The sequence below is a fragment of the Agromyces sp. Y782 genome (assembly GCF_059445405.1).
In genome coordinates, this window is the sequence record NZ_JCAIUG010000001.1 from 134,147 (window position 1) to 146,462 (window position 12,316).

The following is a 12,316-nucleotide window of genomic DNA, read 5'->3' on the forward strand; positions in this document are numbered from 1 at the left end:
GGCTCGAGTGCACGTCGGGATGTGACGCACCCGCAGCCGGCTCCATCGCCAGTTCGCTCGCGGGATCGCCGCGCGCTGCTTCTGCATCGAGCCTATCGCCGCGGACGCCGCTTCTCCCGGCTCCGATCCGACGGAGCTGCTCAGCGGCGGTCGGATTCGTCGATGCCGTCGGCCGAGAGCAATTCGCTCTCGACCTGCCCGCCGTACCCCTCGGCCTGCGGGTCGCCGTGCAGGCCGCCCGACACGGCGTACTCCTCTTCCGGCGAGAGGATGAGCCGGTGCCGACCCCAGAGCGCGAAGCTCGCGAGCATCACCGCGTAGACGACGCCGATCGCGATGATCGCCGGCACGAACGTCGGGTTCAGGAGGAAGCCGAGGAAGATGAGTGCGGCGATGATCGCCGCGACCACGGCTCCGGGCACGCCCCACGGGCTGCGGTAGGGGCGCTTCGCGTTCGGGTACTTGCGGCGCAGGATCACGAACGCGACCATCTGCAGCAGATAGGCGAGCACGGCTCCCCACACCGCGATGTTCAGCACGATCGCGCCGGCGACCGCGCCGGCCCCTTCGGCGTCGACCTGGGCGAGCACGTCGAGCACGAGGAGCGCGACGAACCCGATGACTGCGCCCGCGACGAGTGCCACCCACGGCGTCTGGCGCTTGCCGGTGAGCGAGAGGAACTTCGGGTAGTACCCGGCGCGCGAGAGCGAGTACATGTTGCGCCCATACGCGAACATGATGCCCTGCAGTGACGCGAGCAGCCCGATGAGCGCGAAGAGTGCGAGCACGGCGGCGAGTTCGTCGCCCACGATCGCACGGAATCCGTCGAGGAGCGGCTCCCCGGCCACGCCCGTCGCCTCTGCACCGACGACGCCGGTGTTCAGGAAGAGCACCAGGAGGCCCGTGACGATGAGCGTGGCGCGCGCGATGAGGCCGGCTTTCGGGATGTCGCGGACCGGGTCCTTCGACTCCTCCGCCGCGAGCGGCAGTTCCTCGATGCCGAGGAAGAACCACATCGCGAACGGCAGCGCGAACAGGATCGGCAGTACGCCGTGCGGCAGGAACGCGGTCGCTCCGGCATCGGGGGTGATGTCGAAGAGCTTGTCCCACGAGAACTGGCCCGAGAAGATCGCCATCGCACTGAACACGAGCAGGATCGCGATCGAGATGATCGAGACGACGATCGCGAACTTGAACGAGATGCTCGCCCCCGCGGCGTTGATGCCGATGAACACGAGGTAGAGGAGGATCCACCAGATCCACTGCGGCATCGAGAAGCCGAGCAGCTCGCTCGTGATCGCGTCGGCGTAGGCGCCCGAGAAGAACACGATGACGGCCGTCGTCGCGACGTACTCGATCGTCTCGGCGAGCCCGGTCACGAATCCGCCCCACGGCCCCATCGCCGCGCGGGAGAAGGAGTAGGCGCCGCCCGTGTGCGGCATCGCCGACGACATCTCCCCGATCGAGAAGATGAGGCCGTAGTACATGACGACGAGCACCGCGAATGCGATCAGCATGCCGCCGAATCCGGCGAAGTCGATGCCGAAGTTCCAGCCGGAGAAGTCGCCCGAGATGACCGCGGCCACGGCGAGGCCCCAGAGACCCCAGACCCCTGCAGTGCGGGTGAGCCGCCGCTTCTCGAAGTATCCGGACTCTGCGGTCGTGTACTTCACTCCCGAGACCTTGAGCGTGTCCTTGGTCATGGCGGTTCCCTTGCTCTCTCGAAGCGCGCAGCCGAGGCGGCGCGGGGGTGGGATGCGTTGGCCCGACTATAGAGCGCCCAATGGTTGCCCGTACAGACCTTTCTCGAACACGATCGACGGCATCGCCCCGAGATTTCAGGCAATCTACCGCCCGTGCCCTTGAACCCATGTGATGTAATGGTCGGCAGAACAGACCAATCACGGACTGAGGAGGCGCCAACGGATGTCGGCACCCACCGGATACCTCACCCTCGATGCGCTGCGCGGCGCCATCGCCGACGGCCACGTCGACACGGTCATCGTCGCGTTCACCGACATGCAGGGGCGGCTCATCGGCAAGCGCGTCTCGGCGCGGCTCTTCCTCGACGATGTCGCCGAGCATGGCGCCGAATGCTGCAACTACCTGCTCGCCGTCGACGTCGAGATGAACACCGTCGACGGGTATGCGATGTCGAGCTGGGAGCGCGGCTACGGCGACATGGCGATGATCCCCGACTTCTCGACGTTGCGCATGGCGCCCTGGCTCGAGGCCACCGCGCTCGTCACCGCAGACCTGCAATGGCTCGACGGCACCCCCGTCGAGGCCTCACCCCGGCGCATCCTGCAGCGACAGCTCGAGCGCCTCGCCGAGCGCGGGCTCACGGCCTTCGTCGGCACGGAACTCGAGTTCATCGTCTTCGACGACTCGTTCCGGGAAGCCTGGCGCAAGGGGTACCGTGACCTCGCCACGGCGAGCGACTACAACATCGACTACGCGCTGCTCGCCTCGACCCGCATGGAGCCGCTGCTCCGCGACATCCGCAACTCGATGGACGGCGCCGGAATGTACTGCGAAGGGGTCAAAGGCGAGTGCAACCTCGGCCAGCAGGAGATCGCCTTCCGCTACACCGACGCGCTCGGCACGTGCGACAACCACTCGATCTACAAGAACGGGGCGAAGGAGATCGCCGACCGGCACGGCAAGTCCCTCACCTTCATGGCGAAGTTCGACGAACGCGAAGGCAACAGCTGCCACATCCACATCTCGCTGCGCGGTGCGGATGGCGAGGCGGTCTTCAGCGACCCGGATGCCCCGCACGGCATGTCGAAGCTCTTCCGGCAGTTCCTCGCGGGCCAACTCGCCGCGATGCGCGAGCTCACGCTCTTCTCGGCGCCGAACATCAACTCCTACAAGCGCTACGTCGCAGGCTCGTTCGCGCCGACCGCGATCGCGTGGGGGCTCGACAATCGCACGTGCGCGCTCCGTGTCGTGGGGCACGGGCTCGGCATGCGCGTCGAGAACCGGGTGCCGGGCGGCGACGTGAACCAGTACCTGGCGGTCGCCGCGCTCATCGCGGCCGGACTCGCGGGCATCGAGAACGAGTTCGAACCCGATGACGTGTTCGAGGGCAACGCCTACGAGAGCGACATTGCGCGTGTGCCGGCGACGCTCCGCGAGTCCGCCGAGCTCTTCGGCGAGTCGACCATCGCGCGCGAAGCGTTCGGCGACGAGGTCGTCGACCACTACCTGAACAACGCGCGCATCGAGCTCGCCGCGTACGACGCGGCCGTCACCGATTGGGAGCGAGTTCGTGGCTTCGAACGACTCTGAGCCGAACGGGCGCGCCACGACCCGGGGGGACACGGGGAACGGTGCGGATGCCGCGGTGGGGGCCGCGGCATCCGTACCGGTTATCGGCGTCACCACGTATCTCGAGCAGGCGCAGACCGGTGTCTGGGACGTGCGCGCGTCGTTCCTGCCGAAGGTCTACATCGACGCCGTGACCGACGCCGGAGGCATCGCCGTACTGCTCCCGCCGCAGCCGGCGACTGACGAGATCGCACGAACCGTGCTCGGCACGCTCGACGGGCTCATCGTCTCGGGCGGCGCCGACGTCGACCCCACGCGCTACGGCCAGGCGCCGCACCGACGCACCGGCGCGCCGCGCACCGACCGCGACGACTGGGAGCACCACCTCCTGACGGCGGCGATCGACCTCGAGCTGCCCTTCCTCGGCATCTGCCGCGGGGCGCAGATGCTCAACGTCGCCCTCGGTGGCACGCTCGTGCAGCACCTGCCCGACGTGGTCGGCAGCGATGCGTACCAACCGGCCCCCGCGCAGTTCGGCGAGACCGAGGCATCCGTCGAACCCGACTCCCAGCTCGCGGCACTGCTCGGCGACGCGGCTGTTCCCCTGCCGATCCACGTCTACCACCACCAGGCACTCGATGAGGTGGCGCCCGGCCTGCGGGTCACCGCGCGCACGGGCGACGGCGTGATCGAGGCTGTGGAACTCGAGACCGTGCCGTTCGGCATCGCCGTGCAATGGCATCCCGAAGAGAACGCGGCTGACGGCCGTCTCTTCGCCGGACTCGTCGATGCCGCCCGCGAACATCGCGCCGCCCGCGAACATCACGCCGCCCGCACCGCCGGGTTCCGCACCGACGCCGAGAGGACGTCCTCGTGACGCACACGATCATCAACCCCGCCGATGAGAGCGTCGTGACCGTGGTCGCCGCCGCATCGATCGACGAGACGGATGCCGCGATCGCGCGCGCCGCCACAGCCCAGGCCGACTGGGCTCGACTCGCACCCGTCGACCGGGCCAGACTGGTCCGACGGTTCGCCGATGCCGTCGACGGCGCGGTCGAAGAACTCGCGTCGATCGAGGTGCGCAATTCGGGACATCCGATCACCCAGGCTCGGTGGGAGGCAGGTCACGTGCGCGACGTGCTCGAGTACTTCTCGGCCTCACCCGAACGCCTCTTCGGCCGGCAGATTCCGGTGGCCGGCGGCCTTGACGTCACGTTCCAAGAGCCGCTCGGCGTCGTCGGCGTGATCACCCCGTGGAACTTTCCGATGACGATCGCCTCGTGGGGTTTCGCCCCGGCGCTCGCCGCCGGCAACGCCGTCGTGCTGAAGCCTGCGGAGTGGACGCCGCTGACGAGCCTGCGCCTCGCCGAGCTCGGCCTCGAGGCAGGCCTGCCCGACGGGCTCTTCCAGGTGATCCCCGGCAAGGGTTCGGTCGTCGGCGAGCGCTTCGTCACCAACGAGGTCGTGCGCAAGATCGTCTTCACGGGCTCGACCGAAGTCGGCAAGCACATCATGGCGGGGTGCGCTGACCAGGTGAAACGCGTGACCCTCGAACTCGGCGGCAAGAGCGCGAACATCGTCTTCGCCGACGCCGACCTCGAGCGTGCAGCAGCCACAGCGCCCTACGGCGTCTTCGAGAACGCCGGTCAGGACTGCTGCGCCCGGAGCCGCATCCTCGTCGAACGCAGCGTGTACGAGCGGTTCATGGAGCTGCTGGAGCCGGCCGTCGCCGGAGTACGGGTCGGCGACCCCGCCGACGAGACGACCGAGATGGGCCCGCTGGTCGCGGCCGCACACCTCGATCGGGTGCGCTCATTCGTGCCGGATGACTCGGAGCTCGCCTTCCGCGCCGCCGCGCCGACCGGCCCCGGCTACTGGTTCCCACCGACGGTGCTCACCCCGTCGCGTGATGCTCGCACCGCACGCGAGGAGATCTTCGGCCCCGTCGTCTCGGTGTTCCCGTTCGACGACGAAGACGACGCCGTACGATTCGCGAATGCGAGCGAGTACGGCCTCTCGGGCTCGATCTGGACCCGCGACCTGAGCCGCGGCATCCGCGTCGCCCGCGCGGTCGAGTCCGGCAACCTCTCGGTGAACTCCCACTCCTCGGTGCGCTACTCGACGCCGTTCGGCGGCTTCAAGCAATCGGGCCTCGGTCGCGAGCTCGGACCCGATGCACCGCTCGCCTTCACCGAGACCAAGAACGTCTTCCTCGCCGTCGACTCTCCGCCGGTCGAGTAGCGCAGCGTATCGAGACCCCGAGCCCTACGACAGGAGCACCATGACCGACCTCCCTCGCATCGACCTCAGCCGGCGCCTCGCCGGCCGCACCGCCGTCATCACGGGCGGCGCATCGGGCATCGGGCTCGCAACCGCGAAGCGGTTCGCCGCCGAGGGCGCGACGGTCGTCATCGGCGACACGGATGCCACGGCCGGAGCGGCCGCCGCCGAACTCGTCGGCGGACTCTTCATCGAGGTCGACGTGACCGACGAGGATCAGGTGAACCATCTCTTCGACGAGTCCGCGCGGGTATACGGGTCGGTCGACATCGCGTTCAACAACGCCGGCATCTCCCCGCCCGACGACGACTCGATCGAGACGACCGAACTGCCCGCCTGGCAGAAGGTGCAAGACGTCAACCTGAAGTCGGTCTACCTGTGCTCGCGCGCAGCGCTGCGGCACATGGTCGCGCAGGGCCGCGGCTCGATCATCAACACGGCGTCGTTCGTCGCGGTGCTCGGCTCGGCGACCTCGCAGATCTCGTACACCGCATCGAAGGGCGGCGTGCTCGCGTTGAGCCGCGAGCTCGGCGTGCAGTTCGCTCGGCAGGGCATCCGCGTGAACGCGCTGTGCCCCGGCCCGGTGAATACGCCGCTCCTGCAGGAGCTCTTCGCGAAGGACGCCGAGCGTGCGCAGCGCCGACTCGTGCACATCCCCGTCGGCCGTTTCGCCGAGCCCGAGGAGCTCGCGGCGGCCGTCGCGTTCCTCGCGAGCGACGACGCCTCGTTCATCACCGGCTCGACGTTCCTCGTCGACGGCGGCATCAGCTCGGCGTACGTCACGCCGCTCTAGGCTCGAGACATGACCGACGGGCTCGAGATATGACCGACGGAGCGGACGACGAGCAGGCGGAACCCACCGAGGTGCTGAGCGCCGGGCTCCTGCTCACTCCGGCGCGCCCCGCCAACGCATTCGAGGAGACGGTGCAGCGGTTGCTGCAATCGATCCGGCTCGGTCTCATCGGCCCGGGCGAGCGCCTGCCCGCCGAGCGCGAGCTTGCGAGCATGCTCGAGGTCAGCCGCGACACGCTCCGCGAGGCGATCGCCTCCCTCGCGGACGCAGGATGGGTCATTGCCCGCCGCGGGCGCTACGGCGGCACGTTCGTCTCCGACGAACTTCCGGCGGCATTGCCCGCGACGGCCGGCACCGCTGACGATCCCCTCGTCGCCGCGGGCAGACTCGAGGACACCCTCGCGTTGCGGTCGATGATCGAGGTCGGCGCCGCGTACCGGGCCGCCGAGAGCGAACTCACGGGCAACGATCGCGAGCGACTGTGGCAGGCCTATGAGGAGTGCCGGTCGGCCACCGGCGAGCAGTACCGCATGGCCGACTCCCGTCTGCACCTGCTGATCGCCGAGGTGCTCGGCTCGCCGAGCGTCATCCCGCTCGTCGCCGATGTGCGCATGCGGGTCAACGAGCTCCTCGACGGCATCCCGCTGCTCGCGCCGAACATCGCGCATTCGAACGAGCAGCACCGAGCGATCGTCGGAGCGATCCTCCGGGGCAGCCCCGAAGAAGCGGCGAGCGCCATGGCCGAACACCTCGAGGGCACAGAAGCGTTGCTGCGCGGCTTCTATGCGTGAGTGAACCGCTGATCGAGTAGCGAGCGCCAGCGAACGTATCGAGATCGCGCAACCGGGTCTCGATACGCTCCTTCGTCGCTACTCGACCAACGCACCCCACACCCGCTGATCGCGTATCGAGATCACCCAACTTCGTCGCTACTCGAACCGCTGCTCGAACCGAACGAACTGTACGGCCGCGTACGTCTCGGGTGCGCCGGATTCGTCGTGTGGCCACGTGTTCAGATCGACCGGACCGGAGAGGAAGGAGCCGACCGTCATCACGATCGTGATGAAGAACGGTTGGTCGAAGGGCCAACCACCCTGGGCGCGCGAGTCAGTCGCCTCGGCGACGTGGTACACCTGCCCGTCGATCGCCCAGGTGATACGACCTGGCTCCCACTCGAGTACATGCTCCGCCCACCGATCGACGAGCGAGGGCACGGTACCAGTGGTCGAAATCGGTGACTCGCCGGAATAGCCCGGGCCGTGAAGGGAGGCGAACGGCGCCGTAGGGCGACCCAGCGCGATCTCCGTGGCGTCGATCTCGCCGCACGCGGGCCAGCCCACGGAATCGATGTCGGCACCGTAGAGGCACACGCCGAACCCCACGCCCTGTCCTGGCCCGAGGAGTTGACGAGTGGTGAGGCGACCATAGGGTCCGACAGTGACTTTGCCTTTCGAGGAGATGCTCCCGGCGATGAAGGGATACCCGTCCATCTCCTCCTGACGGGCGTGCAGCACGAGGTTGCCACCCTCGATCGCGACCATTCTCGGATCGTTGAACTGCTGCTCGTTCAGGTCACGATTGCCGCCGAAGTCCTCAGGCGTCCACACTTCGGAATTCAGGCCAGCCGAGAAGTCGTCCTCCCACACCACATTCCACCCTGGCGTCGGAGACGCGCTCATGGCACGTGGTGATGCACTGTTCGGAGCGGACTGGGGCGTGCATGCGGAGATCGCCGCCGCCAGCCCCGCCACCCCTCCCATGGCAAGCACTGTTCGTCGAGAGACGGTTCCTCCGCACCGACTCGCTCGCGGTGCGGAGGAACCCACGAACACGATTCCTTCTCTGAGGCCGATCGCCGAGCCCTATCCGGCCCTTCCGATCGGGCTGACGTTGCCGGCGTTATCGATTGCGCGGTACTCGAGCACGAATCGCGATGTCCCCGTCAAGACCACTCCCCGGTAGTTCTGCCATGGGCTGACGATCGTGCGCTTGCCGATATGGATCTGGTAGCGATACTCGATGCTCGCCACCCCTGAGATCTCGTCTGTCGCCGTCAGCTGGGTGAGGAACCTGAATCGAGTCCGCTCCGCCGTTACGGTGGGTGGCGTTCGGTCGATCTTGATCTCGGTGGTGACGACCTCCGACACGTTGCCCGCGGCATCCGTCGCCCGCGCGCCGACCGTGTAGACACCGTCGGCATCGAGCACGAGCGGACCGTCTTGCACGGCGTACTCGCCTCCGTTGACGCTCACCTCGACGACCGGCGCCGGATCGGTCTCGTCCGTCGCTGCAAAGGTCAACGTGACGGGCTCGGTGTACCAGCCGTTGTCGCCGTTCGGCGTCGCCGGATCCGCCGTCACCGATACGGTCGGCGGAGTGACGTCCGGCTGCCCGACGGTGATGGTTCCCGTGGCGGGGGTGTCCGCCGAGGAGCCGCCGACGTACAGCGGCACGGAACCGGAGGGCGTCACCCAGGAATCGGTCGCGACATCCCAGTACTGCAGGGAACGTCGGTCGATCGGGATGGCGACCTCCGCGCTCTCGCCGGGATCGAGCGTCACTCGGGTGAAGCCCGCCAGTGCAAGATCGACCGTCTCGACGTCCGTCGGGAGGTTCCCGACGTACGCCTGGACCACCTCGGTGCCTGCGACGCTTCCGGTGTTCGTGACCGTGACGGTCGCCGTCGTGGCGACCTGCTCGTCCGAATCCGGATCCACGGGGGCCGCCTCGACGGCGGAACCGTACTCGAACGTCGTGTAGGACAAGCCGTGCCCGAAGGGGAACAGCGGCGTGGCGTCCTTCTCGACATACGCCTTGTATCCGACGTAGATGCCCTCGTCGTACACCGTGGTCGGGTAGATCTGCGTGACCTGATCGAACGGATGCTGGTAGGGGCCACCGACCGCGGTGACCTGTGCATCATCCACGGGGAACGTCACGGGCAGCTTTCCGGAGGGGTTGACGTCACCGAAGAGCAGTCCGGCGACGGAGCGTCCCTGGGCTTGACCCGGGTACCACGCCTCGAGCACCGCTGAGACATCGTCGATCCACGGCATGGCGACCGGACCGCTGGTGGCGAGCACCACGACCGTGTTGTCGTTGACGGCGGCCACCGCCTCGATGAGCGCGTCCTGGTTCTGCGGCAGCACCAGGTAACCGCGGTCGGCGGCCTCGCCGGTGTAGTCGCGCGCAACGACCACCGCGACGTCGGCGTCTGCAGCGGCGGCGACAGCCTCATCGATGGTCGGGTTGAGCACGCCGACCGGCGGCACCCAGCCGAAGCGCACCATCGCCCCCGGCTGATCGTTGAGCCCGCCGTTGAACTGATCCGGGACGTCCGTCTCGTAACTGACCTCGACGAAGTACTCCTGCCCCTCGACGAGATCGATCGTCGCGGCGTCGGTACCGTACGTCGTTCCATAGTCGTCGATGAGGGTCTGACCGTCGACGAGCAGTTTGGCCGTGCCGAGGTGGCTGAGCGACAGCTCGTACGAACCGGTGGCGGGCGCGGTCAACGTGCCGCTCCACACGACCGAGATCGGCTGAACGGCATACTGGACGCCGGGGCTCGGCACTTGAGAGGTGTTGATCGTGTCATTCGAGATGCCGGTGCGGTAGTTCACCTGCGGTTCGGTTCGAATCAGGGTCGGCTCCCCCGGGAACCCGAGTCCGTTGAAGTAGAACGCGGTCAGCCCGTCCTCGTCGGCGCCGCTCGAGGGCCGGAGCACCGACGAGGGAACCGGCACAGGGCCCGGCAGTGTGTCGGCGAGCGAGACCGCATCGGTGCCGCGCTGGTAGGTCACGTCACCTGCGGCGCGGTCGGTGATGCCGTCGAGGATCGTGGTCAGCTCTGCCGGCCGCTGGATCGCGCCGCTGCCGCCGCCGTCGATGTACCAGTCCGCGTCGGCTCCGATCACGGCGAGAGACCCCGTTTCATCGGCAAGCGGCAGCGTGCCGTCGTTGCGCAGCAGCACAGCCGAGGTGTCAGAGATGGCCTCGGCGACGGCGTCGTGCTCGGTGATGGTGGCCGCGTCGAGCGGCGTGGATGCCGGCTGGGGATCCTCGAACGAACCGGGCGGCGGATCGTCGATGATGCCCACCGCGAAGAAGGTCCGGAGCACCCGGCGCGCGGCATCCGTCACCCGCTCCTCGGAGACGAGTCCGCTCTGCACGGCGGCGATCAGGTTGTCCGAGGAGTACTCGTAGCCGGGCCCCGGCACGTCCATGCCCGCTTCATAGTCGGCGAACGAATGCGCGGCGTTGAAGTCCGAGGAGACGTACCCGGCGAAGCCGAGCTGGGTCTTGAGGATGCCGTTCAGGAGCTCGTCGTTCCCACAGGAGTACTCGCCGTTGACCTTGTTGAACGCGCACATGATGGCGCCCGGATCGGCGTCGCGCACGAGGGTCTCCCACGGTCGGGTGTACACCTCTTGCAGCGGTCGCTCCTCGATGACGGCGTCGACGTGGCCGCGACGGGTCTCCTGGTTGTTGAGGTTGTAGTGCTTGACGATGACGGAGATGTCTTCGCTCTGGCTACCCGCGGCCTGCGCCGCCGCCATCCCGCCACTGACGAGCGGGTCCTCGCCGAAGGCCTCCCACATCCGCCCGTTGAGGGGCGTGACCAGCAAGTCCATCGTGGGTCCGGCGAGCCCGTTGTAGCCGAATGCCCGCGCTTCCTCGCCGGCGACTGCGCCGTAGGCTTCTGCCGCCTCGAGATCGAACGTCGACGCGAGGGCGATGCCGACGGGCAGTGCAGTCGACTCGGTGTCGGTCACCGCGACACCGCAGCATCCGTCCTTCCCTCGGATCGGTGGAACGCCGTATTGCGGCAGACCCGGTCCGCCGGACTGGATGAGGAGCGTCACCTTCTCCTCGAGGGTGAGGACATCGACGAGCAGCTGCGCCCGCTCGTCCGCCGAGAGGGACGTGTCCATCCACGGCTCTTCGGCGGCGGCGACCGGCGTGACCGTCGACCCGATCATGAAGACCGCGGTCAAGACTGCCGCGCCGATGGATGCCGAACGTACTCGCGTGTTTCTCATCGCATTTCCCTCTGTCGAGGGTCGCCGCGAAAGCCCGATCGGTCCTCATCGACGGCCGGATGTATACCGCGCTCAGCCGAAGGCGACGTCGAAATCCCCGGCGAGATCGGGAGCGTGAGTAGCCTGCGACGCTACGGCGCAACCGGCTGTCCCGATAGCCCCTTGCGGCTCATGCTCGATGGTGCTAATACCAACCGCTCACCATCGATCGAGTAGCGCCCCAGCGAAGCCCGCACCCGTTGATCGAGTAGCGAGCGCCAGCGAGCGTATCGAGATCGCGCAACCGGGTCTCGAGACGCTCTTTCGTCGCTACTCGACCAGCGCAGGCGGCGAGCTCAGAGGAATGCGAAGGGCAGCATCGCAAGTCCGAAGACGAGGAAGCCGAGGGTCGCGATGACGGCGCCGGCGAGCATGACGGAGTTCAGCACGATGCCCCAGATGGCCATGGTGCGAGCCGCGGGCTCGCGCTTCAGCGCGAGGATGCCGAGCACGAGGCCGATCGCCGGCACGAAGAAGGTGTAGCTCGCGAAGATCGAGACGAGGCCGAGCACGAGGCTCGAGATGCTGAACCCGCGCGTCTCCGCGGCCGGCGCAGCATAGGGGTTCGGCTCCGCGAACGGCGCCTGGGTTGCGGTGTCGGTGACGGTGGTCATGGTGTGTATCTCCTGTTCGTGGGTGTGCTTCAACGCTACGGATGCCCCGGTGCACGCGGTATCGGGCTATCCCCCCGAACCCGAGGCGGGCGTGCACGACTCCGTGCCGGGCGGATACCCCTCGCGGCGCGCTCATCGCGCTCGCGGCGGTCGTCATCGCGAGCGTCGCATTCCCCGGCAGCGCCCCGATGACCGACCGTTCGATCTGATCGGGCGCTCGAACTTGGATGCCTCGTGGCCGATCGGGCACGAGGCATCCACGTCTCAGCCTG

The 12,316-nt window shown here is 67.9% G+C and carries 9 protein-coding genes; 5 read left to right on the top strand and 4 right to left on the bottom strand.

Annotated elements, in window-relative coordinates; all coding sequences use genetic code 11:
* Nucleotides 1-140 precede the first annotated feature (140 nt).
* Complete coding sequence (locus tag AC1C2S_RS00660) at nucleotides 141-1,703, bottom strand: amino acid permease (protein ID WP_495350612.1); 1,563 nt, start codon at nucleotides 1,701-1,703, stop codon at nucleotides 141-143.
* A 223-nt stretch (nucleotides 1,704-1,926) separates the two neighbouring features.
* Here AC1C2S_RS00660 and AC1C2S_RS00665 point away from each other — a divergent pair, with 223 nt between their 5' ends.
* From AC1C2S_RS00665 to AC1C2S_RS00685, 5 genes are read left to right on the top strand one after another with little or no spacing between them, the layout of a single operon-like run.
* Nucleotides 1,927-3,294: a glutamine synthetase family protein gene (locus AC1C2S_RS00665; RefSeq protein ID WP_495350613.1), complete on the top strand. Its 1,368-nt coding sequence runs from the start codon at nucleotides 1,927-1,929 to the stop codon at nucleotides 3,292-3,294.
* Nucleotides 3,295-3,349: 55 nt separating this feature from the next.
* Nucleotides 3,350-4,150: a gamma-glutamyl-gamma-aminobutyrate hydrolase family protein gene (locus tag AC1C2S_RS00670; protein ID WP_495353168.1), complete on the top strand. Its 801-nt coding sequence runs from the start codon at nucleotides 3,350-3,352 to the stop codon at nucleotides 4,148-4,150.
* The gene (locus AC1C2S_RS00675; RefSeq protein WP_495350614.1) at nucleotides 4,147-5,517 is read left to right on the top strand and encodes an aldehyde dehydrogenase family protein; all 1,371 of its coding nucleotides are present in this window, start codon (nucleotides 4,147-4,149) and stop codon (nucleotides 5,515-5,517) included. The genes AC1C2S_RS00670 and AC1C2S_RS00675 overlap by 4 nt, the downstream gene beginning before the upstream one ends.
* 40 nt (nucleotides 5,518-5,557) lie before the next feature.
* Complete coding sequence (locus AC1C2S_RS00680) at nucleotides 5,558-6,349, top strand: 3-oxoacyl-ACP reductase (RefSeq protein ID WP_495350615.1); 792 nt, start codon at nucleotides 5,558-5,560, stop codon at nucleotides 6,347-6,349.
* Between the two features lie 29 nt (nucleotides 6,350-6,378).
* Nucleotides 6,379-7,140 (top strand): FadR/GntR family transcriptional regulator, encoded by a 762-nt coding sequence (locus AC1C2S_RS00685; RefSeq protein ID WP_495350616.1) that lies wholly within the window; start codon nucleotides 6,379-6,381, stop codon nucleotides 7,138-7,140.
* A 138-nt stretch (nucleotides 7,141-7,278) separates the two neighbouring features.
* On the opposite strand, the gene AC1C2S_RS00690 is transcribed toward AC1C2S_RS00685, so the two are convergent.
* The 3 genes from AC1C2S_RS00690 to AC1C2S_RS00700 form a co-directional block, all read right to left on the bottom strand.
* A complete protein-coding gene (locus AC1C2S_RS00690) occupies nucleotides 7,279-8,028 on the bottom strand; it encodes a glycoside hydrolase family 16 protein (protein ID WP_495350617.1) in 750 nt (249 codons plus the stop codon).
* Between the two features lie 183 nt (nucleotides 8,029-8,211).
* The gene (locus AC1C2S_RS00695; protein ID WP_495350618.1) at nucleotides 8,212-11,391 is read right to left on the bottom strand and encodes a glycoside hydrolase family 3 C-terminal domain-containing protein; all 3,180 of its coding nucleotides are present in this window, start codon (nucleotides 11,389-11,391) and stop codon (nucleotides 8,212-8,214) included.
* A 335-nt stretch (nucleotides 11,392-11,726) separates the two neighbouring features.
* Nucleotides 11,727-12,044, bottom strand: a complete 318-nt coding sequence (locus tag AC1C2S_RS00700; protein ID WP_495350619.1) for a DUF4190 domain-containing protein — start codon at nucleotides 12,042-12,044, stop codon at nucleotides 11,727-11,729.
* Nucleotides 12,045-12,316 lie beyond the last annotated feature (272 nt).

Excerpts from the sequence above, each read along its gene's own strand:
- AC1C2S_RS00660 (WP_495350612.1), bottom strand. The coding sequence starts at position 1,703 with ATGACCAAGGACACGCTCAAGGTCTCGGGAGTGAAGTACACGACCGCA.
- AC1C2S_RS00665 (WP_495350613.1), top strand. The coding sequence starts at position 1,927 with ATGTCGGCACCCACCGGATACCTCACCCTCGATGCGCTGCGCGGCGCC.
- AC1C2S_RS00680 (WP_495350615.1), top strand. The coding sequence starts at position 5,558 with ATGACCGACCTCCCTCGCATCGACCTCAGCCGGCGCCTCGCCGGCCGC.
- AC1C2S_RS00685 (WP_495350616.1), top strand. The coding sequence starts at position 6,379 with ATGACCGACGGAGCGGACGACGAGCAGGCGGAACCCACCGAGGTGCTG.
- AC1C2S_RS00690 (WP_495350617.1), bottom strand. The coding sequence starts at position 8,028 with ATGAGCGCGTCTCCGACGCCAGGGTGGAATGTGGTGTGGGAGGACGAC.
- AC1C2S_RS00695 (WP_495350618.1), bottom strand. The coding sequence starts at position 11,391 with ATGAGAAACACGCGAGTACGTTCGGCATCCATCGGCGCGGCAGTCTTG.
- AC1C2S_RS00700 (WP_495350619.1), bottom strand. The coding sequence starts at position 12,044 with ATGACCACCGTCACCGACACCGCAACCCAGGCGCCGTTCGCGGAGCCG.